At 59.7% G+C, this 23221-nt stretch carries 23 protein-coding genes; 12 read left to right on the top strand and 11 right to left on the bottom strand.

Annotated elements, in window-relative coordinates; translation table 11 throughout:
- The first annotated feature begins 27 nt into the window (after window positions 1–27).
- Window positions 28–495, top strand: a complete 468-nt coding sequence (locus ACR0B5_RS21160) for an Lrp/AsnC family transcriptional regulator (RefSeq protein WP_480543195.1) — start codon at window positions 28–30, stop codon at window positions 493–495.
- A gap of 79 nt (window positions 496–574) precedes the next feature.
- Window positions 575–997 carry a tellurite resistance TerB family protein gene (locus tag ACR0B5_RS21155; protein WP_170553359.1) on the top strand — a complete coding sequence of 141 codons (423 nt, stop codon included), beginning with the start codon at window positions 575–577 and terminating at the stop codon, window positions 995–997.
- 2 nt (window positions 998–999) lie between these two features.
- Here the strand turns inward: ACR0B5_RS21155 and dacB are convergent, their stop codons facing one another.
- The 3 genes from dacB to ACR0B5_RS21140 all read right to left on the bottom strand — a co-directional run bounded on the left by dacB (window position 1000) and on the right by ACR0B5_RS21140 (window position 3668).
- Window positions 1000–2478, bottom strand: coding sequence for a D-alanyl-D-alanine carboxypeptidase/D-alanyl-D-alanine endopeptidase (dacB, locus tag ACR0B5_RS21150; RefSeq protein WP_480543193.1), 1479 nt, complete (start codon window positions 2476–2478; stop codon window positions 1000–1002).
- A 66-nt stretch (window positions 2479–2544) separates the two neighbouring features.
- Window positions 2545–3165, bottom strand: a complete 621-nt coding sequence (locus ACR0B5_RS21145) for a nicotinate-nucleotide adenylyltransferase (RefSeq protein ID WP_480543191.1) — start codon at window positions 3163–3165, stop codon at window positions 2545–2547.
- Window positions 3166–3197: 32 nt separating this feature from the next.
- Window positions 3198–3668 carry an MOSC domain-containing protein gene (locus ACR0B5_RS21140; protein ID WP_480543189.1) on the bottom strand — a complete coding sequence of 157 codons (471 nt, stop codon included), beginning with the start codon at window positions 3666–3668 and terminating at the stop codon, window positions 3198–3200.
- Window positions 3669–3806: 138 nt separating this feature from the next.
- On the opposite strand from ACR0B5_RS21140, the gene ettA reads away from it, so the two are divergent.
- From ettA to ACR0B5_RS21120, 4 genes are all read left to right on the top strand, one after another.
- On the top strand, window positions 3807–5474 hold the full coding sequence (gene ettA, locus ACR0B5_RS21135) for an energy-dependent translational throttle protein EttA (RefSeq protein WP_170462733.1): 1668 nt from the start codon (window positions 3807–3809) through the stop codon (window positions 5472–5474).
- A gap of 139 nt (window positions 5475–5613) precedes the next feature.
- Entirely contained in the window at window positions 5614–6465 is an 852-nt protein-coding gene (locus tag ACR0B5_RS21130) for a glycosyltransferase family 32 protein (RefSeq protein ID WP_480543187.1), read from the top strand.
- A gap of 231 nt (window positions 6466–6696) precedes the next feature.
- Window positions 6697–6903, top strand: a complete 207-nt coding sequence (locus tag ACR0B5_RS21125; RefSeq protein ID WP_170378838.1) for a cold-shock protein — start codon at window positions 6697–6699, stop codon at window positions 6901–6903.
- 151 nt (window positions 6904–7054) lie between these two features.
- Window positions 7055–7609 carry a L,D-transpeptidase gene (locus ACR0B5_RS21120; RefSeq protein ID WP_480543185.1) on the top strand — a complete coding sequence of 185 codons (555 nt, stop codon included), beginning with the start codon at window positions 7055–7057 and terminating at the stop codon, window positions 7607–7609.
- Window positions 7610–7615: 6 nt separating this feature from the next.
- On the opposite strand, the gene ACR0B5_RS21115 is transcribed toward ACR0B5_RS21120, so the two are convergent.
- A complete protein-coding gene (locus ACR0B5_RS21115; RefSeq protein WP_480543183.1) occupies window positions 7616–8281 on the bottom strand; it encodes an arylesterase in 666 nt (221 codons plus the stop codon).
- 26 nt (window positions 8282–8307) lie between these two features.
- Between ACR0B5_RS21115 and ACR0B5_RS21110 the strand changes: the two genes are divergently transcribed.
- A complete protein-coding gene (locus tag ACR0B5_RS21110) occupies window positions 8308–9003 on the top strand; it encodes an ABC transporter ATP-binding protein (RefSeq protein WP_480543181.1) in 696 nt (231 codons plus the stop codon).
- Window positions 9000–11528: an ABC transporter permease gene (locus ACR0B5_RS21105; RefSeq protein ID WP_480543179.1), complete on the top strand. Its 2529-nt coding sequence runs from the start codon at window positions 9000–9002 to the stop codon at window positions 11526–11528. Before ACR0B5_RS21110 ends, ACR0B5_RS21105 begins: the two co-directional genes overlap by 4 nt.
- A 4-nt stretch (window positions 11529–11532) precedes the next feature.
- Here the strand turns inward: ACR0B5_RS21105 and ACR0B5_RS21100 are convergent, their stop codons facing one another.
- The gene (locus tag ACR0B5_RS21100; RefSeq protein WP_170490778.1) at window positions 11533–11979 is read right to left on the bottom strand and encodes an RrF2 family transcriptional regulator; all 447 of its coding nucleotides are present in this window, start codon (window positions 11977–11979) and stop codon (window positions 11533–11535) included.
- 95 nt (window positions 11980–12074) lie between these two features.
- On the opposite strand from ACR0B5_RS21100, the gene ACR0B5_RS21095 reads away from it, so the two are divergent.
- Complete coding sequence (locus ACR0B5_RS21095) at window positions 12075–12686, top strand: gamma-glutamylcyclotransferase family protein (RefSeq protein ID WP_480527614.1); 612 nt, start codon at window positions 12075–12077, stop codon at window positions 12684–12686.
- 10 nt (window positions 12687–12696) lie between these two features.
- Here ACR0B5_RS21095 and gltX read toward each other — a convergent pair whose 3' ends face one another.
- Complete coding sequence (gene gltX / locus ACR0B5_RS21090; protein WP_480543177.1) at window positions 12697–14022, bottom strand: glutamate--tRNA ligase; 1326 nt, start codon at window positions 14020–14022, stop codon at window positions 12697–12699.
- Window positions 14023–14239: 217 nt separating this feature from the next.
- Here gltX and ACR0B5_RS21085 point away from each other — a divergent pair, with 217 nt between their 5' ends.
- Entirely contained in the window at window positions 14240–15172 is a 933-nt protein-coding gene (locus tag ACR0B5_RS21085) for an MBL fold metallo-hydrolase (RefSeq protein ID WP_480543175.1), read from the top strand.
- A gap of 4 nt (window positions 15173–15176) precedes the next feature.
- Here the strand turns inward: ACR0B5_RS21085 and ACR0B5_RS21080 are convergent, their stop codons facing one another.
- The 3 genes from ACR0B5_RS21080 to ACR0B5_RS21070 form a co-directional block, all read right to left on the bottom strand.
- On the bottom strand, window positions 15177–16508 hold the full coding sequence (locus ACR0B5_RS21080) for an NAD(P)/FAD-dependent oxidoreductase (protein ID WP_480543302.1): 1332 nt from the start codon (window positions 16506–16508) through the stop codon (window positions 15177–15179).
- Window positions 16509–16669: 161 nt separating this feature from the next.
- On the bottom strand, window positions 16670–16891 hold the full coding sequence (locus ACR0B5_RS21075) for a hypothetical protein (RefSeq protein ID WP_480543173.1): 222 nt from the start codon (window positions 16889–16891) through the stop codon (window positions 16670–16672).
- Window positions 16892–17212: 321 nt separating this feature from the next.
- The gene (locus ACR0B5_RS21070; RefSeq protein WP_480543171.1) at window positions 17213–18871 is read right to left on the bottom strand and encodes an NAD+ synthase; all 1659 of its coding nucleotides are present in this window, start codon (window positions 18869–18871) and stop codon (window positions 17213–17215) included.
- A 130-nt stretch (window positions 18872–19001) separates the two neighbouring features.
- On the opposite strand from ACR0B5_RS21070, the gene ACR0B5_RS21065 reads away from it, so the two are divergent.
- Complete coding sequence (locus ACR0B5_RS21065) at window positions 19002–20510, top strand: MORN repeat-containing protein (RefSeq protein WP_480543300.1); 1509 nt, start codon at window positions 19002–19004, stop codon at window positions 20508–20510.
- A 4-nt stretch (window positions 20511–20514) separates the two neighbouring features.
- On the opposite strand, the gene ACR0B5_RS21060 is transcribed toward ACR0B5_RS21065, so the two are convergent.
- On the bottom strand, window positions 20515–21180 hold the full coding sequence (locus ACR0B5_RS21060) for an SDR family NAD(P)-dependent oxidoreductase (protein ID WP_480543169.1): 666 nt from the start codon (window positions 21178–21180) through the stop codon (window positions 20515–20517).
- Between the two features lie 291 nt (window positions 21181–21471).
- Between ACR0B5_RS21060 and ACR0B5_RS21055 the strand changes: the two genes are divergently transcribed.
- Entirely contained in the window at window positions 21472–23040 is a 1569-nt protein-coding gene (locus ACR0B5_RS21055) for a 2-isopropylmalate synthase (RefSeq protein ID WP_170553395.1), read from the top strand.
- Here ACR0B5_RS21055 and ACR0B5_RS21050 read toward each other — a convergent pair.
- Window positions 23037–23221: trimethylamine methyltransferase family protein (locus tag ACR0B5_RS21050; RefSeq protein ID WP_480543167.1), on the bottom strand; the 185-nt coding region annotated here is incomplete at its 5' end. The genes ACR0B5_RS21055 and ACR0B5_RS21050 overlap by 4 nt on opposite strands.

Here is a 23221-nt window from a genome sequence, read left to right as displayed (position 1 = left end):
ACGGATCATTTCGCATTGAGATTAAAATTGGCACAAACGTTTCATCCTGCCGATCTAGCCATCCTGCAACAGCTGCAAACCGACGGCCGATTGTCGATGCAGGAGCTTGCAGACCGCACGGGCCTGTCGGCCTCGCAATGCTGGCGTCGGGTGCGGGATCTTGAGGCATCCGGAGTTGTATCGGGCTACACTGCGCAGGTCCACGCCAAGTCTGTCGGGCTGAACGCAATTGCTTATATCCACGTCGCGTTGCAGAGCCATCAGGAAGACAGCATCAATGCCTTCCTCCGTCTGGTTGAGACAGAACCTCAGATCGTGGAATGCGCGTCGATTACCGGAGATCATGACTTCCTCCTCAAGGTCTATGCCAAATCGCCCGAAGATCTTGAGCTTTTCATAATGCAGCGCCTTCTGAAGTCAGGCCTGGTCCGTGACACCCGTAGCAATTTCGTGCTGCGCCAGACCAAAACGCGGGGACCACTGCCAATTCTCTGACACACACAGGCAAAAGCCGTTGAACCCGTCCGCCAGCCCTCCTATCGTGCGACGGCAGCAAATGACTCAGGACGACCCAATGACCGATCAAATTCCACACCCGATGTCTCCGCAAGATTGCCTTGTGGCGATCATGGTCGCGATCTCGGCGTCGGATGAGACGATCCGCACCGCCGAACTGGTCAAGATCGAAGGCGCGGTGAATATGCTGCCTGTTTTTGCGGGCTATGACATTGACCGCACCCGCCGGGTTTCGCAAATCGTGTTCGACCTGTTCGAACAGGAAGACGGGCTGGATGCGCTGTTTGGCCTGATCCGAGAAAACCTGCCCGAACGCTTGAATGAAACCGCCTATGCGCTGGCCTGCGACGTGGCCGCCGCAGACGGTTCACTGGCCGAGACCGAGCTACGTTTGCTGGAAGAAATCCGCTATGAGCTAAACATCGACCGCCTGCACGCTGCCGCGATCGAACGCGGTGCCCGCGCGCGCCACACGATTTAGGTTCAACTGCCGTAAAGAGACCCCCAGCGCTCAATCAAAGCCCGCTGAAGCTTGCGCGACCGTCGGTTCCAACTGCGCGCGCCTTCTGGTCGCTCGCGTTGTTCGCGCGGGATCGTGGCGCGGTGGTCCACATCTGCCGTAAAGATCGCAAAGGCCAGTTCGGACCCGTCGGCCGTGGTCAGAAAGCCGCCAAGACCCGAGACGAAGTTCAGCGTTCCGGTTTTTGCATTCACCTTGATGGGATGATCCTTGACCGCGCGACCCTGACTATCGGTCAGCGTAAAAGGCTTGAGCAGGGGCCGCAGCGCCCCGGTTTTGCGCGCCGCAACAAGCGCCTTAACCAGATCGCCCGGAGGCATGCGGGACGCATCACCCAGACCCGAATGGTCCACCATGGTGATCTGGCTGGCCCCATAGGTCTCCGCCGCCCAGCGGTTCATCTCAGCCGCCGAGTCCGCCAGATCACTCGGCCTCACCCCGCGTGCTTTAGTAGCCGCCATACCAACCATTTCTGCCGTCAGATTGGTCGAATATTTCAGCATCCCGCGCAGGATGCTCTCTAACCGGTCACTCTGATGCACAACCAACGTAGTGCCCTGCGGGGTTTCCTGCGTGACTTGCACCCGGCCCAGAACAATCCCGTTTGAGCGGGCAAGCGTGCGAAACACATCGCCCGCATAAAGCGCAGGTTTTCGAACGGGTAACCACCGTGCGCCGCCATTGCCCAGCGCGCCCTTGGCGACGGTCCAGCGGTCCTGACGTGCGCTGGGTTGATAGGTGTAGATCGGCAGGCTGCGCGGTTCGACCCGCATCACAGCCATATCGACATCTGGACGGTACTTGGCGCTGCGCGCATCCATCGTGACGTTGTAATTCGTCCCGGCCCGCTTCCATTCGAAATGAACGCGGTTGAAGTTCAAAGAAATTCCACTGATCGCCGGGCTATAGCCCAGATGATCTGGCTGCCCAGGGTCGATGCTGAACACGTAGGGCAAGGCTCCGTCATAGACTTTGAACGCCCCGCGAACTTCGGTCACCCCAGCCTCGCGCAGATTGGCTGCCATGCTTGCCAATGCATCTGTATCCAGCAGAGGGTCTCCGCCGCCGACAAGGATCAAGTCGCCCTTTAGAATGCCATTCTCAATTGGCCCATCCGCCAGAAGCTTGGTCTCAAAGCGATGATCTGGCCCCAGAAGGTCCAACGCATAGAGCGCGGTCAGCGCCTTGCCCACACTGGCCGGAGGCAACCCGGCCTCACCCCCCAGCGCCTCAAGCTGGGTGCCTGTCTCAACATCTGCCACAGCAAAGATCACATCGCCCCTCAGCCCGGCTGCGCGCACGAACCGCTCGGCCCCGGTCAGCTGAGGTCCACGGGCCTGAGGCCGCAAGGACACCAAGGGGGCCTGCGCAAAGGCAGCAGCGGGGATCGCAGCTGCGCTCAACCCTGCAAGAAACAAACGGCGTGAAATACGATCAACCATGGGTCAATTAAAATCCCAGAGATGAAATTTGGACAACCATTGCATGAGAATATGCAGGCAATGTGGCTATTCGGGCAACACTCCGTTCGCCCAGATGCCGCGATTGCGAAGATCAGTTGAACTGAGATTTACCATCGGCACGTTCACGAAACACCATGCCGGCGCCTGCGCGCGTCCCAATAGATGCCGCGCCTGCCCGTCAATTCTGTAGGGTGCGTAGACCCGCGCCGCTGGCGACATCCGCGCGGAAATTCGATCCCCCGGTCGCGCCACAACGCCCACGGGGACGCTGTCCATGATCAGCCGCCAGTCCTTCCATTGGTGAAACTGCGCCAGATTGTCGGCCCCCATTATCCAGACGAACCGAACTTGAGGATAAAGCCGCCGGAGGGCCACCAGAGTCTCCGCCGTCGCCCGCGTACCCGTCAGCGCCTCGATATCCGTAACGTCCACCCGAGGGTGCTGCATCACCGCCTGCGCGGCCCTTAACCGACGCGGCAAAGGCGCAGGCCCTTGCTGTTTCAGAGGGTTACCCGGAGAAACCAGCCACCACACACGATCCAAACCGAAAGCCTTCATCGCCTCAAGCGTGACATGCACATGACCTTGATGCGGAGGATCAAAGGACCCCCCGAACAGCCCAATGACCTGTCCGGGCCGAGCATATGGTATCTGGCTGCGCAACATCCTTTGCTGTTGTTCAGAACTGAAGCAGCTTGTCAATCAATCGGATGCACCGCATCTCCCACCCGAACGCGTCCAGTGCGCACCACTTCTGCACACCATCCGCCATGCCCACGCACGGCCGAATAGCCGCCTTTTCCCAGCGCTTCCTCCATCCGACTGCAGGGCGCGCAGATCACGGTTAAGCGCAAAATCGCCTCACCTACCTGCACCTCGCGTCCTTTGAGCGCGGAGAGGTTAATCCTCGAAACCACCAGATTGCGCCGCAATATCTCTGGCGCGATCGGCCTTTGTCCAAGATACGAACCAATCGCCGTCAGATGCTCCTGTTGGATCAACGTCACCGCCCTCTTGCCCGCTCGACTGCGATCTCCGTCCAAACCATCAGCGGAAATCATAGCGTCGACCAAGGTGACGATCTCCGCCCGCCGGGCTGGACGCACTCCGATCCAATCGACCCGACCGGGTTTTGCCCAACCAGCAATCAATTCCGCAAGTTCTGACATCTCATGCGCCTCTCAAACCTTGGCCACTCTAGCCTGCCCAAGGTCTCAGCAAAAATCACGAAACCACCAGCTTGCCCCGCCCGCCCCGCTTGGATATCAAGCGTTTCAACCCAATTTCCCCGACCCAGAGGACGCGACATGGCCGCCTATCAATATGTCTACCACATGCAGGGTGTCTCCAAGACCTATCCCGGTGGCAAGAAGTGCTTTGAAAACATCCACCTGAGCTTTCTGCCCGGCGTGAAAATCGGTGTCGTCGGCGTCAATGGCGCGGGTAAATCGACACTGATGAAGATCATGGCGGGCCTGGACACCGATTTCACCGGTGAGGCATGGGCGGCCGAGGGAGCCAAAGTGGGCTATCTGCCGCAGGAACCGCAGCTGGATGAATCGCTGACCGTCCGCGAAAACGTCATGCTGGGCGTAGCCGCGAAAAAGGCCAAGGTCGACCGCTTCAACGAGATCGCCATGGAGATCGCCGAGAACTATTCGGACGAGCTGATGGAGGAGATGACCACCCTGCAGGACGCGATCGACGCGGAGAATCTCTGGGATCTCGACAGCCAGATCGACGTCTCGATGGAGGCGCTGCGCTGCCCGCCGGATGATGCCAACATCGCCAACCTTTCGGGTGGTGAGAAACGCCGCGTGGCGCTGTGTAAGCTGCTTCTTGAAGCGCCCGACATGCTGCTGCTCGACGAACCGACCAACCACCTGGACGCCGAGACCATCGCCTGGCTGCAGCAGCACCTGATCGACTACAAGGGCACCATCCTGATCGTCACCCACGACCGCTATTTCCTGGATGACATCACCGGCTGGATCCTCGAACTCGACCGCGGCCGCGGCATTCCTTACGAGGGCAACTATTCCGCGTGGCTGGAACAAAAAGCCAAACGGCTGGAGCAGGAAGCCCGCGAGGACAAATCCAAGCAGAAGACCCTGCAGCGCGAGTTGGAATGGATGCGTCAGGGCCAGAAGGCCCGTCAGGCCAAATCCAAGGCCCGGATCAACGCCTATAACGAGCTGGCCGAACAGTCCGAGCGCGAAAAGCTGACCCGCGCACAGATCGTCATCCCCAACGGCCAGCGCCTTGGCGGCAAGGTGATCGAGGTCGAGGGCCTGTCCAAACACATGGGCGACAAGCAACTGATCGAAGGGCTGGACTTTGCCCTGCCCCCCGGCGGCATCGTCGGCGTCATCGGCCCCAACGGTGCCGGTAAATCGACCCTGTTCAAGATGCTGACTGGTCAGGAACAGCCCGACAGTGGCACCATCACGCTGGGCGACACGGTCGAGCTGTCCTATGTCGACCAGTCCCGCGACGACCTTGCCGACAACGACACCGTGTGGGAGGCAATTACCGGCGGCGCCGAGATCATCCAACTGGGTGACGCACAGGTCAATTCCCGCGCCTATTGCTCGTCCTTCAACTTTAAGGGCGGCGACCAGCAGAAGAAGGTCTCCTTGCTGTCAGGGGGTGAGCGCAACCGCGTCCACATGGCCCGGCTGCTGAAAGAGGGCGGCAACGTGCTGCTGCTCGACGAACCCACCAACGACCTTGACGTCGAAACCCTGCGCGCGCTGGAAGACGCCTTGGTCGATTTCGCCGGCTGCGCCGTTGTGATCTCACACGACCGTTTCTTCCTCGACCGGATTTGCACGCATATTCTGGCGTTTGAGGGCGATGCCCATGTGGAGTGGTTCGAGGGTAACTTCGAGGATTACGAAGAGGACAAAAAGCGCCGTCTGGGACCAGACGCGCTGGAGCCCAAGCGCCTGAAGCATAAGAAGTTTGCACGATAGCACTAAAAAGCGATGCCGGAGCTCTGTGTTCCGGCATCACCGCCACACAATCCGGCCATCCTTAGCAGAAAAATCTTGATACTGGTTTTGCAGAGTACTAGCACCAGACAGTGGTTTTCTATCAGTAAGTGCGCGGAAATTGATCGAAATGCAGCAAAACGGTTTTGGCACATTTTGGTCCGGCCCGAATTTGGGCGAAGTCGAACATGCCTGCTTGTCGTCCTTTCTCCGCGCTGGTCAAACGCTCTATCTTTTTTCATACGACACAAAGTCTTTACAAGTACCAGACGGCATTGCCCAGCGTGATGCGTCTGACATCCTCCCACTCACACCGGAACTCAGCGAGGTTCTCCGGCAACATCCTGCGCGTTTTTCGGATTTCTTCCGGCTGAAAATGATGCAGCAAATGGGGCTGATTTGGGTCGATTGCGACGTCTATTTTCTAAAGCCAGTAACATGCAACGGCAGCCTCCTGACCGTTGGTCGCGAATATCGCGGAGGGGCGCGGCACATCTGGAATGGAGTGATGTATCTTGATCCGGAATCCGACCTTTTTGCCGACTATCTGGGAATGTTCAGCCGTGATCGAATAGAGTTCCGCGACTCGTGGAATGCAAAAATAGCGTATAAAGGCCGCGACGAATCTGCAGTGGCCGTATTTGATCGCGTCAAAGACGTTCATTTCTTTTCTAACGATCTTCCCCGAAGCTTCTTCGGCCCCATCCTGTTGTCATTGCTTGCTCTGGACCACCCCGAGGTGACACTCACGCCCCCTCCGGTGCACTATCCTTACGGTGCCCCAAAGATTCGAAAAAACACATTCAAGCCGCAGATCTATCCATTGGAAAAACCGCGGGACAGTGAAACGCTGCATTTCTACGGATCAATGGCCCGTAAGGTCAGCGAAGGCTACAGGTCGGACCAAAACGACGGCAGAATAAGTCTTCCGCCTGGAAGTCTGCTGGCACAGGCTTTTGCGGGCACGTTGTAGGCAGGTCAATCTCGATCTGAAGGGCGCTTTTGCCTTCCTCCGAACCATTGGCTTGTAACCACAGTGCGGACTCCCCCCTTGCCACAACGCCACCCCAATGCCATATCCAAAAGGCTAACGTTTTTCTATTTCGACCCACTGTCTCCTTCTACGGCGCTCAGTCATTCGATCCAGACCGACGACGCCAGGCTGCCGCATCCACGTGGGCAGCACTAAACAGGAGACACGGATATGCCTGCAGGCACCGTAAAATGGTTCAACACCACCAAAGGCTACGGCTTTATCGCACCCGAAGATGGCGGAAAAGACATCTTCGTTCACATCTCGGCTGTCGAGCGTTCGGGCCTGACCGGTCTGGCCGACAACCAGAAAGTCACCTACGAGCTGCGCTCGGGTCGTGACGGTCGCGAAAGCGCGGACAATATCGAGCTGGCATAAGCCACTCAGACGGGCGGGGGTAAACCCCGCCCTTTTCTGTGGCCGTCAGGCCTCACATCACAATTTCGTAATATCTGCCCCATAATTGACCAATTAAGATATCATTCTGGCATTCGAGTGATGATTTTTCAGGTCAATTCAAGAGGCGCACATGTTTACACGTCGTGTTTTTCTGGCCGGAACGGCCCTGAGCTTTCTCCCCGGTATTGTCGTTGCCAAGAAGGCTGCCGAGTATGATCCCACACCGCAATTTGTCCGGATCAAAAAGCAGTTTCAGCCGGGGCAACTGCTGGTCGTGCCGCGATCATTCTACCTGTACTACGTGACCGAACCGCGCAAGGCGGTCCGCTATGGCTGTGGTGTCGGCAAAGCCGGGTTGGAGTTCACCGGCACTGCGACCATCGACGTGAAGAAGGAATGGCCCACCTGGCGACCGACGCAAGAGATGATCGAGCGGGATCCGGTGGCCTATGCGCGTTTCAAGGATAACGACTATGTTCAGCCCGGAGGGGGCGACAATCCGTTGGGCGCGCGGGCGCTCTATCTGTTCCAGAATGGGGTCGACACCTATTTCCGCATCCACGGCACAACGCAGCCGCAGACGATCGGACGGGCGGCGTCGAACGGATGCATCCGGATGATGAACGAACACGTGGTGGATCTCTACAACCGTGTGCCAATCGGAACGGTCGTCACAGTGGTTTGAAGGCCCTTAGCCCTGTCCGCCTGACGTCTTGACCAGTTCCAGCACAGATGGGCCAAGCGCCTCGACAATCCGCGCGACTCCTTGAGCGTTCGGGTGAATCCCGTCCGGCTGCATGTATTGGCTGACTGCGTTCGGATCACTTCCCGAGGCGAGACCGTCAAAGAAACTCTCTGCGTAGAGGACATCAAACTGTTCAGCCAAATCCGGGTAGATCGTGTCGAACGCCTGTTTGTAGTCCGGACCATAGTTGCCGGGGGCCTGCATGCCGATCAGTAAAACGTCGACATCGCTTGTTTCAGCCGCGCTCAGGATTGCGGTCAAGTTGGCGCGCGACAGATCGGGGTCGAGGCCCCGCAGCAAGTCGTTGCCACCCAGCGCAACGATCATCGCGTCCACATCCGGCGTCAAAGTCCACTCGACCCGCGCCGCGCCGCCCGCCGTTGTGTCCCCCGAGACACCCGCGTTGATTAATCGAACCTCAGCGCCGTTCGCCTGCAGCCAGCGTTCCAGCTGTGGGACGAACCCATCCTGTTCGACCAACCCATAGCCTTGGGTCAGCGAATCCCCCAATGCGGCAACCACCACGGGCTCGGCTGTTGCCGTATAGCCCCAACTGACAAACAGCCCTGAAACCAGAACCTTGCGCAGAGCTGCAAACGCTCCATATCCCAATTGACTGCCCTCCGATGGAAAGACCGATGACTTCAGCTGTTCTTACGCTCCAAAATGCCTCTTTGTCTCTGGATGGCAATGCCGGGCGGGTCGATATCCTGCATGAAATCTCTCTGTCCGTGATGAAGGGTGAGAGCTTGGGGCTGATCGGGCCATCCGGTTCCGGCAAATCTTCGCTGCTGATGCTGATGGGCGGGTTGGAGCAAGCGACCGGCGGTCGCGTCTCGGCTTTGGATCAGGATCTGACGACAATGGATGAGGATTCGCTGGCCCGCTTTCGGCGCGACACGATGGGTATTGTGTTCCAGAATTTCCACCTGATCCCCACCATGACGGCACTGGAAAACGTTGCCACCCCGCTGGAGCTGGCCAGCCACAAGGACGCATTCACCCGCGCGGAGGCAGAACTCGACACCGTCGGCCTGTCCCATCGGCGCGACCATTATCCGGCGCAATTGTCCGGGGGTGAGCAGCAGCGTGTTGCCCTAGCCCGCGCCTCGGCCCCGCGCCCTCAGATCCTTCTGGCGGATGAGCCTACGGGCAATCTGGATGAAACCAACGGTGCGGCAATCGTCGATCTACTGTTCGGTTTGCGGGACAAGCACGGCGCGACCTTGGTGTTGGTCACGCACAGCCCATCGCTGGCGGCGCGCTGCGACCGCGTTGTGCGCCTGCGCGATGGCCGCATCTCGGATGATGACAAGCAAGAGGCAGCGGAATGAGCCTGCGACTGGCCGGACGACTGGCACGTCGTGAACTGCGCGGAGGCCTGCGCGGCTTTCGCATCTTCCTCGCCTGTCTCGCCCTTGGGGTTGCCGCCATCGCTGCGGTCGGCACGGTCCGCTCGGCCATCCAGACAGGGTTGACGCAGGAAGGGGCCGCCTTGCTGGGCGGAGACGCGCAACTTGAGTTCACCTATCGCTTTGCCAGCGACGAAGAACGGCGCTGGATGGACGAGACCGCGCAACTGGTGTCCGAGGTTGTCGATTTCCGGTCGATGGCTGTCGCCGCGCAAGACACCGGAACTGAGCGCGCCCTGACGCAAGTGAAAGCGGTGGATGGCGCTTATCCCTTGGTGGGGGCGGTTACTCTGGCCCCGGACATACCTCTGGGCAACGCTTTCGCGGGCGCAGACGGCCTGCCTGGCGCCGTCATGGCCCCCGCATTGATCGACCGGATGGGCCTGGTGGTCGGAGATCGTTTTGCCTTGGGCACGCAGGAGTTTGTCCTGAGGGCGGCCCTGCGTCATGAGCCGGACGGTGCGGCGGACGGTTTCGCCCTAGGGCCAAGGACACTGGTCCGGACCGAAGACTTGCAGGCCTCGGGACTATTGGCGCCTGGGACGCTTTTTTCGACCAAATACCGCCTTGATCTACCCAGAGGCACTGATCTTGCAGACCTCTCCCAGCAAGCCAAGGAGGCATTCGACGGCACCGGCATGCGCTGGACCGATGCCCGCAACGGGGCACCGGGCATCACTGAATTCGTCAACCGCCTCAGCGCGTTTCTGGTTCTGGTCGGTCTTTCGGGGCTAGCAGTTGGAGGCATAGGCGTATCCGCAGCCGTCCGCGCGTACCTGTCACAGAAGACCGAAACCATCGCCACCTTGCGCACCTTGGGGGCCGACCGCGCGACGATCTTCCAGACCTATATGATCCAGATCGGGCTCTTGTCGGGGATCGGAATAGCCATCGGCGTCACATTGGGCGGGGTCCTGCCGCTGGCTTTGGCCCCAATGATCGAAAGCCTGCTGCCGATCCCAGCGGTTTTCGCCCTCTACCCGCAAGCTCTGGCCGAGGCTGCGATCTACGGCATTCTGACCGCTTTCCTGTTTACCCTGTGGCCACTGGCCCGAACTGAGGAGGTGCGCGCCGCCACCCTGTTCCGCGACGCGCTGACTACGGCCCGCGCCCTCCCCCGACCCATCTATGTCATGGCCACCGGTTTCGGGCTGCTCCTGCTGATCGCAATCGCCGCGTGGTTCAGCGGCTCGGCCCGACTGACGCTCTGGACCAGCGCCGGGTTGGTGGGCGCGCTCGTACTTCTGTCCCTGTCGGCCATCGCCATCGGCCGCCTCGCCCGCGCGGGCAAACCCGCAGCACGTGGCCGCCCTGCCCTACGATGGGCGCTCTCGGCCATTTCCGACCCGCGTGAGGGCGCGGCATCGGTGGTCCTGTCCCTCGGTCTCGGCCTGTCTGTTCTGGCCGCCGTTGGGCAAATCGATGGGACTTTGCGCAATGCGATCTCGGGCAACCTGCCGGATGTCGCGCCGTCCTATTTCTTTGTCGACATCCAAAAGGACCAGATGCCGGGCTTCACCGAGCGTCTGGAATCCGACCCATCCGTCAGCCGGATCGAAAGCGCACCGATGCTGCGCGGCATCATAACCCAGATCAACGGACGCCCCGCGCGCGACATAGCCGGGGACCATTGGGTTCTTGAAGGCGATCGAGGTATCACTTACTCGACCCGCCCGCCCGAAAACGCCCGCGTTACAGCAGGCGATTGGTGGGCCGAAGACTATTCCGGAGAACCGCAAGTCAGCTTCGCCGCTGAAGAGGCCGCTGAGATGGGCCTGACCCTTGGGGATGAGTTGACGGTTAACATCTTGGGCCGAGATATCACGGCCCGCCTGACCTCATTGCGCGAGGTCGATTTTTCGACCGCAGGTATGGGCTTCATCATGTCGATGAACCCTTCGGCACTGGCTGGAGCACCACACAGTTTCATCGCCACCGTCTATGCCGATGAACAGGCCGAAACCGCGATCCTGCGCGATCTGGCTAACCAGTATCCCAATATCACCGCGATCCGGGTGCGGGACGCGATTGACCGGGTGTCGGGCCTGCTGGCCGGGTTGGCGGCGGCAACCTCCTACGGGGCAGGTGTCTCGCTTTTGACCGGGTTTCTGGTCCTGATCGGCGCAGCCGCCGCCGGAGAGCCTGCGCGACGCTACGAAGCTGCGGTGCTGAAAACACTCGGGGCGAACCGGCAGCGCATCCTGCAAAGCTTTGCTCTGCGTGCTGTCTTGCTGGGAGCAGCCGCTGGGGGAGTCGCCCTTCTGGTCGGAATTCTGGGGGGCTGGGCCGTCGCCACCTATATCTTCGACACCGGCTATACGGTTATCTGGCCTTCAGCCGTTGGCATCGTATTGGCCGGAATGGTCGTGACACTGGGTGCAGGGCTTGCATTCGCTCTACGTCCGCTATCGGTAAGACCAGCCCGCATCCTGCGCGCCAGCGATTGACCCTTTAGCGCACGCAGGCGACGGGTTGCAGGATTTTCAATAAAGGATCGTTGTCACAAACCAACGCGTCCAATGTGATTTCGTCAAGCGAGGCGTAAAATACCTCAGCCGCGTCCTTCAGCGCCAGCTTCAATCGACACGCATCGGTCAGAGGGCAGGTGTTGTCGGCATCCGCAAAACACTCGGCAATCGGCAACGCGCCTTCGACATCCCGGAACACCGCCCCCACCCGGATCTCATCGGCCGAGCGCGCCAGCGACATGCCCCCATTGCGACCCCGTTGGGTGCTGAGATAGTTCAGCTGGCTCAACTGGTTTATCACCTGAGCCAGATGGTTTTCGGAGATGTTGCAAACCTCGGCAATCTCGGCCTTGGTCACCAGCCTTTCGGGATGTGCCGCGCAATACATCAACAGGCGCACGGCGATATTCGTCCGTTTGGTAATCCGCATAAGGGCCTCCCTAAATCATTGATGTGATCTTATTGCATGTCCGGCAAAAAAGCGGTTTGACATACATCAATCGACCGAAAGGACATCTCGCGCTGATGGCAGATCCCTATTTCTTCGGCTATGGCAGCCTCGTGAACTTGGCCACACATGACTTTCCCGATCCTCGGCCAGCAAAGCTCCAAGGTTGGCGGCGGGCATGGAAGCACACCGACTTGCGCTCGGTCGCCTTCCTAACTGCGGTCCCTGATCCTGATTCCGAGATCGAAGGTATGATTGCCCATGTGCCAAAAAACGACTGGGCCGCGCTGGATGAGCGTGAGTGGGCCTATGACCGCATCCCCGCCACGCGGTCAGTCACGCATCCGCTTGCGCAGGATGTTGAAATCGCTGTTTATGCAGTGCCGGAGGACCGACACAATGCGCCGACAGATCATCATCCACTGCTGCTGAGCTACATAGACGTCGTTGTGCAAGGATATCTGCGTATTTTTGGACCCGACGGGGCCGATCGGTTCTTCGCAACAACGGATGGCTGGGACGCGCCCGTCTTGAATGACAGGGCCGAGCCAAGATACCCGCGCCACCAACAGCTCAAACCCGACGAGACAGATTTTGTTGACGATCGCTTGCGCCGGGCGTCGGTGCGGGTCATCCAACCGCACCAACAAAAAGAGGCAGACGAACTGCCTGCCTCTTTCAAGTTCTAAGGTCTGACAATCAGCCTCGCGCGCGGATCACTTGCAACAGTGGCAAGAGTGCCGCCATCTCGGGCCCACGCTCCATCCCGGTCAGCGCCTTGCGCAGCGGCATGAACAGGCCCTTGCCCTTGCGGCCCGTGGCCTCTTTGACGGACTTGGTCCAAGTGCCCCACGTGTCGCCATCAAACGGACCTTCCGGCAATAGCGCAATCGCCTCGGCGATAAAGTCACGATCCTCCTCGGCGATCAGAGGTTCCGCCCCATCCCGGCACAGCTCCCACCAGCCTGTGAGATCGGCCAGAGTGGTGATGTTCTCGCGCGCCATGGCCCAAAACGGCTCGGCCAGATCGGCAGGAACACCCGCCTCGGCAACGGCGTCCGCAACATCGGCCAGCGGCAGCGATTGCAGGTGCTTCGCGGTCAGCGGGAACAGATCCTGCACATCAAACTTGGTCGGAGCCGCTCCAAAACGGTTGATATCGAATCCGTCGATCAGCTCGGCCATCTCGGACCGCAACTCCACCGGGTCAGACGAGCCCAGACGCGCCATCAGGCTCAGCAGAGCCATCGGCTGCACGCCCTGCTCACGCAGATCACGCAGCGCCAGCGTGCCCAGACGTTTCGACAGTGCCTCGCCCTGCGGGCCGGTCAGCAACGAATGGTGCGCAAAACGGGGGCAAGTGCCGCCCAGCGCCTCGATGATCTGAATCTGCGTTGCGGTGTTGGTGACGTGGTCCGAGCCACGTACAACATCGGTCACGCCCATCTCGGTATCGTCCACGACGGAGGCAATCGTATAGAGCACCTGACCGTCACCCCGGATCAACACCGGATCGGAAACCGAGGCCGCATCGATCGAGATGTCGCCCAGAATGCCGTCATTCCACTCGATCCGTTCGTGATCCAGCTTGAAGCGCCAGACGCCATTGCCACGCTCAGCCCTCAGCGCGTCTTTCTCGGCCTCACTCAGGTTCAGCGCGGCGCGGTCATAGACCGGCGGCTTGCCCATGTTCAGCTGCTTCTTGCGCTTGAGGTCCAGCTCGGTCGGCGTCTCAAACGCCTCGTAAAACCGGCCCATCTCGCGCAGCTTGTCAGCGGCTTCGGCGTAGCGGTCCAGACGTTCGGACTGACGCTCGACCCGATCCCAGTGCAGACCCAGCCACTCAAGATCCTGTTTGATCGCGTCGACATATTCCTCTTTCGAGCGCTCAGGATCGGTATCGTCGATGCGCAGGATGAAGGTGCCGCCTGCTTTGCGGGCGATCAGGTAGTTCATCAGAGCGGTGCGCAGGTTGCCCACATGGATATAACCGGTGGGCGACGGGGCGAAACGGGTGGTTGTCATGGGTGTCTCCTGTTGGCGCGGCTCTTGTCACAAAGGCGCGTTTTTGTCCAGCAGGCGTTTCGGACTACCCAAGTTCCGCAGGACCCCCCAGATCGCAAGATGAACAAATATTAACACGCAATGTTCATCCACGCAGACTAAGTACCGGTGTATAAAGTGGCACGCGACCCGAAGCGAACTACCTTTTTCGCTGGCGTTCTGACAGGGAGACTAAGAAATGGCCATCAATTTAACACGCAGAGCGGCCCTGGGCGCCGCAGCAGCCCTTCCATTTGCATCCGCAGCGACCCCTCTTTTGGCGGCCGGAGCCGAGACAAAGGCGAACTCGACCATCGCAAGATCATTCCAGCTGGGCGACTTCACGGTCACAACCCTGCTGGATGGCAGCCTGCCGCGCGACGGAGCGCAGGAAATCTTCGGTGGCGGCGCCTCGGATGAGGAATTCGCCAAAGTATCGGCCGAAAACTTCATCTCGCCTGACGTGGCACAATTCTTTTTCACGCCGACTCTGGTGAACACAGGCTCAGAGCTGATCCTGTTCGATACCGGACTTGGACAGGGCGGCATTCAGGCCGCTTTGGCAGATGCAGGTGTCACGCCCGATCAGATTGATGTGGTTGTGCTGACCCACATGCACCCGGACCACATCGGCGGCATGACCACCAATGACGCGCCGACATTCCCCAATGCCCGCTATGTCACTGCGGCACCCGAATATGATTTCTGGTCCGCTCAGGAAGCCGGGAACCGGGTCGGCGATCTGGTTGCTGCCAAGGTCACCCCCCTGGCCGAGAAGATGACCTTTATTGAGGATGGCGGAGACGTGGCCTCGGGCGTGACGGCGATGGCGACCTTTGGGCATACCCCCGGTCACATGGTCTATCACCTGGAAAGCAACGGCCAGCGTCTTATTCTGACTGCGGACCTTGCCAATCACTATGTCTGGTCCTTTGCGCACCCTGAATGGGAAGTTCGGTTCGACATGGACAAAGCTGCGGCAACGGAATCACGCCGCAAGATTTTGGGCCTTCTGGCCGCCGACAAGGTGCCCATGATCGGCTATCACATGCCCTTCCCAGGCGCTGGCTATGTCGAGAACCGAGGCGACGGCTTCCGCTTTGTGCCCGTCAGCTATCAAATGATGGGCTAAGCCTTCAATACCCAGGGTCCGGCCGGACCTTTGAGCCATCGGTGAAACGAGACAGGCGAAACGCGGCCGGATCCACACAGGGCGTTCTGTGCATGACCAGATCTGCCATAAGCAAGCCCGCGCCGGGGCCGATGCCGAAACCGTGGCCAGAAAACCCGGTGGCAATGAATAGGCCCGGCAGTTCATCGACCGCCGAGATCACCGGGATTGCGTCCGGGGTCACGTCAATCATCCCCGCCCAGCTCTGGACAATCTCGGCCTGTTCCAGCGCCGGATAACTCTTGCGCGCATTCGCCCACGCGCCGCGGATGACCTTTTGCGACGGCTCCGGATCCAGCACGCGGCAATGTTCGAACGGAGTCACATCGGTGGGCAGCCAGCGCCGGTCCTCTCTCGCCTCGGTCGTCCATCGGCCTGACAGGCGAAAGCGCAGCGATTTCCACTCCTGCGCGAAGGCTGGCAGGAACTTAAAGGCCAGCCGGAAACTGTCGGGCACGATATCCACCGTGTTTTCATGGCCCGAAGCGATGGTATAGCCGCCATCGGCCCGCTTTCGGATTGCAAACCCATCCGACCACAGCGCGACCTCAGGCCCCTCGGCCACCGGCGACACGCGCATGACCGTGTTCAGCACTTTCAGTTGAGGCAGGTCGATCCCGGCATTTCCCGCAAACAGGCGCGACCACGCCCCTCCGGCCAAAACCACCCGGTCACACGCTACGCGGCCCCGTTCGGTGAACACTCCGGCAACGCGACCCTCCTGCATATCGACGCAACGGACGGCGCAATTGGTCATGATGACCGCTCCGCGATCACGCGCGGCCTCGGCGATGGCGGGGGCGGCCCATTGCGGCTCGGCACGGCCGTCTTGCGGCATGTAGAGACCGCTTGCGATATCCGACTGCGCCCCGGGCATCAGCTCGGCCAGTTCGGCACCAGAGACGAGCCGCGCGCCAGTGTCCAACCCATCGACATGGCGCATCCAACGTTCAAGATTGCGCGCATCCCGCTGGCCTGAGGCCCCGAACAGAATCCCCGACTGCGTATAGCCGGTCTGACGTCCGATCCGGTCCTCCATCCCGCGCCAAAGGCGCAGCGACTCTTGCATCAGAGGGATCTCTCTCGGGTCGCGCATACCAAGACGCACCCAACCCCAATTGCGAGAGCTCTGTTCACCCGCGACCTGACCCTTTTCACATAGCAGGACCGAAACGCCCCGCTCGGCCAGTTCCAAGGCCGTCGATACACCGATAATACCGCCGCCAATCACGACGACATCGACTTGTTTCGGCAATGAAAAATCGGAATCGAAGACAGTAGGCTTGGGACCGGGCATCAAAAGCTCATGGACAATCGCTTGGACCGCCATGGAGACCGACCACTGCGCCACTGGCAACCGGTTTTTTGAGGATTACAACAGGATTGTGTAGACCTGTGGCGCGCACGCCAAAGGTGCCGCGAAATACGCCGCACCTTCTACGACTTTAGCCTAGCGATTTACGCCGCGCCCGACAGCTCTGCCCATTTCTGTCGCAGATTGGCCGAGAAGCCGGTCGCCTTGGGCTTTGACCCGGTCCGGACCTCTTCTTGAGGGACGAGATCAGGGAACTCAGGCCGCTTCATCGGCGCGACATTCTGCTGACTTGCATCTTCCCTCAGCATGTCCGCAATGGCCGCATCCAGTTTCTCCTCGTTCAACTCTTGGGGAGGAGATTCCATCGTATTCAGCGCACGCGGCGCGTGAAGCGATTTATCATATTGCTCATTCATCGTAACACCACACTGTTCACTCAGACATCCCACCCGGGTGTTACGTCGTCAGGCTAAAAACAGTTTGCCATGACCCTGCGCCCCTCGCAGCAATACGTCACACCCGCCTCACATGAGGCAATATCCAAGCATAAATGTGGCGGAAAAATGTCACAAAAACAAGGATAGCCTGCGGATCACCCCGGAAAATGAACGGGGCACGCGCCTATCGGAAACAATGCGGGAACTCAAAGCGTCACCACACCATAAACAGGAAACAATGTGCCATATTTACCCCTGATCACGCCAACGATTCACGATCGGATAGCGACGATCCAACCAGAAGGCCCGACTGGTCAGGCGCGTGCCGGGGGCGGATTGGAACCGTTTATACTCGCTGATGTAAATCAGATGCTCGACCCGTTTGGCATCGGCCTCATCGAAACCGGCCGCAACGCAATCAGCAATCGAGCCATCCTGATCGACTAGGATATCCAGAATGCCATCCAGAACCGGATAGTCCGGCAGGCTGTCGCTGTCTTTCTGATCTTCGCGAAGCTCGGCGCTTGGGGGTTTGTCGATGACCGACGGTCGGATGACTTCACCTTGAGGCCCCATCATCCAGTCGCGATGATTGGCGTTGCGCCAGCGGCAGGTCTCGAACACGCGGGTTTTGTAGAGGTCCTTGATCGGGTTATAGCCCCCGTTCATATCGCCGTAGATGGTAGCATAACCAACCGCAACCTCGGATTTGTTACCGGTGGTCAAAAGCATCTCACCAAATTTGTTCGAGATCGCCATCAGCAACACGCCGCGCAGGCGGGACTGGATGTTCTCTTCAGTCAGATCGGCATCGCGACCGGTGAACAGAGGGGCCAGAGTCTCGGTCACCGCCGCGCGGCTGTCCGAGATCGGCACATAGTCGTAGCGAACACCCAGTGCCTTGGCGACCGCCTCGGCATCGTCCAGCGAGGCTTGGCTGGTGTATTCCGATGGCAGCATCACGCAGCGCACATTGTCAGCGCCAATCGCGTCAACGGCAATGGCCGCAACCAGGGCTGAATCGACCCCACCCGACAGCCCAAGAACCGCCTTTTTGAAACCGGTCTTGCCCATATAGTCACGCAAGGATTGGACCATCGCACGGTAGTCCTGCTCCCACACATCCGGCTGGGGGACGATCTCGGCCGGGGCGATGCGCCAGCCGTCATCGCCACGCTCAAGGTCTACATGGCGTATCGCTTCGTCGAATACGGGCATGCGGAAGGCAAGTTCACCACCCGGATTCAGGCCAAAGGTTGCCCCGTCAAAGACCTGATCGTCCTGCCCGCCAACCATGTTCAGATAGATCAGCGGCAGTCCAGTCTCGACCACGCGGGCCACCATGTGGTTCAGACGCACATCGTATTTGTCCCGGAAATAGGGCGAGCCGTTGGGGATCAGCAGAAACTCGGCCCCGGTTTCCTCCAGCGTCTCAGCCACATCCGGATGCCAGCCGTCTTCACAGATCGGGCTGCCGATGCGGAAATTGCCCACCGAGTACGGCCCACCCAGCGGGCCAGAATCATACAGACGCACCTCATCAAAGACCGTTTCGTTCGGCAAATGGTGTTTCAGGGACTTGCTGGTGATTCGCCCGCCATTCAGGATCAGGTAAGCGTTATAGAGGCGCCCGTCCTCGACCCACGGCCCGCCGATGGCAATGGCAGGACCCTCGGCGCAGTCCACGGCCAATGCCTCAATCGCGGCCATGGCAGCGCGATGAAACACGGGCTTCATCACAAGGTCCTGCGTGTTGTAGCCGGTGATGAACATCTCGGGGAAGGCCAACATATCGGCCCCGGCCTCGCGGGCCTCTTGCCACGCTGCGCGCGCTTTGGCGGCATTGCTGGGAATATCCCCCACGGTGGGGTTAAGCTGCGCCAGAGTGATGCGGAAACGGTCGGCCATGCTGCCCTCTTGCCTTCGTCAGTCCTTTTGCATTTAGCAGATCACCGCGCGAGTGAAAGGGCCATGCGGCAAAAGCCGTTGCTCTGCCCGTGACGGTCCCTTAGTTTTGCGCCGAAGAAAGCAAGCAATGATGATCGGGCAGGCAGGAACAACAATGGATGTGATCCGCAATTCGATTGCTGCAGGGGCCATGACCCTGATCGCAGCAGCAGCCTTTGCACAGGACGGAACTGTCATCGTCAAAGATGACGAGGTCGGAGGCGTCTATGAAGGCACCTTCCTGAACGGCTTGCGGCACGGGACCGGGTCGTATCGGCTACCCAACGGGTTCGAGTATTCGGGCGAATGGATCGAGGGCAAGATTCAGGGGCAAGGCACGGCGCGTTTTGCGAATGGCGCGATCTATGAAGGTTCCTTCGCCGATGGCCAGCCGGACGGCCAGGGCAAGATCACCTATCCCGATGGCGGCACCTATGAGGGGACGTGGTCCAACGGGGCCATCAACGGAACCGGCGTGGCCCAATATGCCAATGGCCTGCGATATGAAGGCGCGTTCAAAGACGCGCGCCATCATGGCAAGGGGACTCTGTCCGACCCCAACGGATACGCCTACGAGGGCGACTGGGTTGAGGGTGAAAAGCAAGGTATGGGCAAGATCACCTCGGCCGATGGCTCGGTTTACGAAGGTGAGATCGAAAAGGGTCAGCGCCATGGTCAAGGTCGTTTGGTTCAGTCGGACGGCGTTGAATATGACGGTCAGTGGCAGAACAACGTGATGACAGGCACCGGGCGGCTGACGCTGGCCAACGGGGATGTCTACGAGGGCGCATTGCTGGACGGGCGCCGTCAGGGCAAAGGCAAGGAAACCTATGCCAACGGCAACGTCTATGAGGGCGACTACGAAGACGATCAGCGCCACGGCAAAGGCACCTTCACCGGGACAGATGGCTACAGCTACACAGGCGACTGGTCCCGTGGTCAGATCGAAGGTTTTGGTGAGATCACCTATCCAGATGGCTCAACCTATATCGGCGAACTCAGCGCGGACCTGCCTCATGGCAAGGGTCAGAACACATATCCTGACGGTACCATCTATGATGGTGAGTGGGTTGCGGGCGTGTTCGAAGGTCAGGGCAAGGCCACATACCCAAACGGCGTCGTCTATACCGGCGAGTTCCGGAATGCGGTCAGCCATGGCACCGGCATCGTCACTTTCGCCAACGGCTATCGCTATGAGGGCGAATGGGTCGACGGTGCGCGGCAGGGCAAAGGCAAGGCCAGCTACGCGGACGGCACGATCTATGACGGAGATTTCCTGAACGGCAAGCGCCACGGCAAAGGCACGATCACAACGCCCAGCACCTTCACCTACACGGGCGATTGGGTTGACGGCAAAATCAGCGGCATCGGCGTTGCGACCTATAGCACAGGCGACGTTTACGAAGGCGGCTTCCTCGACAACAAACGCCACGGCGAAGGCACCATGCGCTATGCCAACGGCCAAGAGGAGTCTGGCGTGTGGGACAATGACGCCCTGCCTGCGCAAAGCGCAACAGAAGAAGCGCCCGCGCAAGAGGATGAACCCGCTCAGGCAGAAAACACTGAGGAACCAGCGGAGGCGGAACCCTCCGACGGTTAACCCACTACCACGGAACGGATTTTCCAGCCCAATCGAAGAACCCACCCGTGTCATCGGTCGTTAGGCCGTTGACCACGTTTAGCAAATTCTGAGCAGCCTCTTCAGGCTCCACCGCCGGATGCCGACCAAGGTATTTCTGCGTGAAGGCCGTTTTGACGGTGCCGGGATGCAAAGACACGCAGATCGCCTGTTTGTGCGTGCGCGCCAGTTCAATAGCCGAGGTATGGACGATCTGATTCACCGCAGCTTTCGCGGCCCGGTAGCTGATCCAACCACCGATCCGGTTGTCTTTGATCGACCCCACACGCGCCGACAGAACACCAAAAACAGATCGCCTGTCGCGCGGTAGCAATCTGTGCGCACGGCTGAGGACCAAGGCCGGACCAACCGCATTCAACGCAAACTGATCCATCATTGCCTGCGCCGATACCGCGCGGATCGTCTTTTCCGGCTCTGCCCCTTTGATCTCCAACGCGCCGGAGACGACCAGAACCAGATCGAACGGGTCAGGCAGGTCATCCAACATCTGCAAAGCCTGGTCCGGTTGAGTCAGGTCAAATCCGTCAACAGACCGGGACAGGCTTGTGACCTGGATGCCGTACTCCTCAAGACGCGTGCAAAGCGCCGATCCAATTCCGCCAGAGGCGCCTATGATCAAAGCCTTTTTCATGTCTAACGACCTAGCGGCGGTAATGGCTGGATCAATGACAGGTCTCTAAGAATCCGCGCAGAAAGGACCACGCCCTCATTTTGGTTCTTTTCATTCCGCGCAAGCTGGGTATAACCTCATCCTCATGATCAACCGCGCAGATATCCTTGTTGCCGACACCGCCCTTCGCGGTGCGCCGCTGCGTGGCCTACTGATCCTAATCCGCCTCTGAGCGTGCCATCCGGCGCGCCCGCTCAGAGGAGGACGCCAGCGCGCCAAGAGGCTTTAGGACAGAAGAAGAAAGAGAACCCCATGACCAACGTGACCGACCAAGACCGCGTCTTGATCTTCGATACCACTTTGCGCGACGGCGAGCAGAGCCCCGGCGCAACCATGACTCACGACGAAAAGCTCGAGATTGCCGAGCTGCTGGACGAAATGGGCGTCGATATTATCGAAGCCGGTTTCCCCATCGCATCCGAGGGCGACTTCAAGGCCGTATCCGAGATCGCGCAACGTTCGAAAAACAGCCGTATCTGCGGTCTGGCCCGTGCGAACTTCGCCGACATTGACCGCTGCTGGGAGGCGGTGAAACACGCCGAGAAGAACCGTATTCACACCTTCATCGGCACATCCCCCCTGCACCGCGCCATTCCGAACCTGACGATGGACGAGATGGCCGAGAAGATCCACGAAACCGTCAGCCATGCGCGCAACCTGTGTGAAAACGTGCAATGGTCGCCAATGGATGCGACGCGGACCGAGTGGGACTACCTCTGTCGTGTGATCGAGATTGCGATCAAAGCAGGCGCAACCACGATCAACATCCCTGATACGGTGGGCTACACCGCCCCTGTCGAGTCCGCCGACCTGATCAAACGCCTGATCGAGACCGTACCGGGCGCGGATGAGGTGATCTTTGCCACCCACTGTCACAACGACCTCGGCATGGCGACCGCGAACTCTCTGGCCGCTGTTGCAGGCGGTGCGCGTCAGATCGAATGCACCATCAACGGTTTGGGCGAACGCGCGGGCAACACGGCTTTGGAAGAAGTCGTGATGGCGCTGCGCACCCGCAACGACATCATGCCTTGGCACACAGGCATCGACACCACAAAGATCATGCATATTTCGCGCCGCGTGGCGACCGTGTCGGGCTTCAACGTGCAGTTCAACAAGGCCATCGTCGGCAAGAACGCCTTCGCGCATGAAAGCGGTATCCACCAGGACGGCATGCTGAAAAACCGCGAAAACTTTGAAATCATGCGCCCCGAGGATATCGGCCTCTCCGGCACCTCTCTGCCCTTGGGCAAACACTCGGGTCGCGCCGCGCTGCGCGACAAGCTCGAGACGTTGGGTTTTGACGTCGGTGACAACCAGCTCAAGGACATCTTCGTTCGGTTCAAAGATCTGGCCGACCGAAAGAAAGAGGTGTTCGACGATGACCTCATCGCGTTGATGACCATGGATGAGCATGACGACTACTTACAGCTTGTCTCGATGAAAGTGACCTGCGGCACCGGCGGACAAGCCGAAGCAACTGTCGAGCTTGAGATGGACGGAAAGGACATCATAGCCACCGAACATGGCGATGGTCCGGTGGATGCAACTTTCAAGGCGATACGCGCGATCTATCCTAACACCGCTCGGTTGCAACTGTATCAGGTTCACGCAGTGACCGAAGGCACCGACGCGCAAGCCACAGTCTCAGTCCGCCTGAGCGAAGACGGCATGATCGCAACGGGTCAGTCAGCCAACACGGACACGGTTGTTGCGTCAGCCAAGGCCTATATCCACGCGCTGAACCGCCTGATCGTTCGCCGCGAGAAAACCGGCCCAGGCGCAGACACGCGCGAGATAAGCTACAAAGACCTGACCTAGAAACGGCAAAGGGCTCCCGCACCCGCGGCGGCCCGGCTTCGCCGACCCAACTTGGGTTTTGGGCCCGGCAGCGCGCCCGGGTTCGTCAATTGCGTCAGGGTCACGGCCGCCAGAGCCTCGGCATGGGAAAGCGTGATGGCCCCCGCGACCGTGATCGGGGCCATCGCCCCCATCAGGGTGA

Source organism: Ruegeria sp. AG1 (genome assembly GCF_056541705.1).
This window is presented reverse-complemented; position numbering and strand designations above follow the sequence as displayed.

What these genes read in the sequence shown, in the direction of transcription:
- dacB (WP_480543193.1), bottom strand. Translation starts at nt 2,478, where the DNA reads ATGGTTGATCGTATTTCACGCCGTTTGTTTCTTGCAGGGTTGAGCGCA.
- ACR0B5_RS21085 (WP_480543175.1), top strand. Translation starts at nt 14,240, where the DNA reads ATGGCCATCAATTTAACACGCAGAGCGGCCCTGGGCGCCGCAGCAGCC.
- ACR0B5_RS21155 (WP_170553359.1), top strand. Translation starts at nt 575, where the DNA reads ATGACCGATCAAATTCCACACCCGATGTCTCCGCAAGATTGCCTTGTG.
- ACR0B5_RS21125 (WP_170378838.1), top strand. Translation starts at nt 6,697, where the DNA reads ATGCCTGCAGGCACCGTAAAATGGTTCAACACCACCAAAGGCTACGGC.
- ACR0B5_RS21100 (WP_170490778.1), bottom strand. Translation starts at nt 11,979, where the DNA reads ATGCGGATTACCAAACGGACGAATATCGCCGTGCGCCTGTTGATGTAT.
- ACR0B5_RS21070 (WP_480543171.1), bottom strand. Translation starts at nt 18,871, where the DNA reads ATGGCCGACCGTTTCCGCATCACTCTGGCGCAGCTTAACCCCACCGTG.
- gltX (WP_480543177.1), bottom strand. Translation starts at nt 14,022, where the DNA reads ATGACAACCACCCGTTTCGCCCCGTCGCCCACCGGTTATATCCATGTG.
- ACR0B5_RS21095 (WP_480527614.1), top strand. Translation starts at nt 12,075, where the DNA reads ATGGCAGATCCCTATTTCTTCGGCTATGGCAGCCTCGTGAACTTGGCC.
- ettA (WP_170462733.1), top strand. Translation starts at nt 3,807, where the DNA reads ATGGCCGCCTATCAATATGTCTACCACATGCAGGGTGTCTCCAAGACC.
- ACR0B5_RS21120 (WP_480543185.1), top strand. Translation starts at nt 7,055, where the DNA reads ATGTTTACACGTCGTGTTTTTCTGGCCGGAACGGCCCTGAGCTTTCTC.
- ACR0B5_RS21055 (WP_170553395.1), top strand. Translation starts at nt 21,472, where the DNA reads ATGACCAACGTGACCGACCAAGACCGCGTCTTGATCTTCGATACCACT.
- ACR0B5_RS21080 (WP_480543302.1), bottom strand. Translation starts at nt 16,508, where the DNA reads ATGCCCGGTCCCAAGCCTACTGTCTTCGATTCCGATTTTTCATTGCCG.
- ACR0B5_RS21145 (WP_480543191.1), bottom strand. Translation starts at nt 3,165, where the DNA reads ATGTTGCGCAGCCAGATACCATATGCTCGGCCCGGACAGGTCATTGGG.
- ACR0B5_RS21105 (WP_480543179.1), top strand. Translation starts at nt 9,000, where the DNA reads ATGAGCCTGCGACTGGCCGGACGACTGGCACGTCGTGAACTGCGCGGA.
- ACR0B5_RS21075 (WP_480543173.1), bottom strand. Translation starts at nt 16,891, where the DNA reads ATGGAATCTCCTCCCCAAGAGTTGAACGAGGAGAAACTGGATGCGGCC.
- ACR0B5_RS21060 (WP_480543169.1), bottom strand. Translation starts at nt 21,180, where the DNA reads ATGAAAAAGGCTTTGATCATAGGCGCCTCTGGCGGAATTGGATCGGCG.
- ACR0B5_RS21140 (WP_480543189.1), bottom strand. Translation starts at nt 3,668, where the DNA reads ATGTCAGAACTTGCGGAATTGATTGCTGGTTGGGCAAAACCCGGTCGG.
- ACR0B5_RS21110 (WP_480543181.1), top strand. Translation starts at nt 8,308, where the DNA reads ATGACTTCAGCTGTTCTTACGCTCCAAAATGCCTCTTTGTCTCTGGAT.
- ACR0B5_RS21065 (WP_480543300.1), top strand. Translation starts at nt 19,002, where the DNA reads ATGATCGGGCAGGCAGGAACAACAATGGATGTGATCCGCAATTCGATT.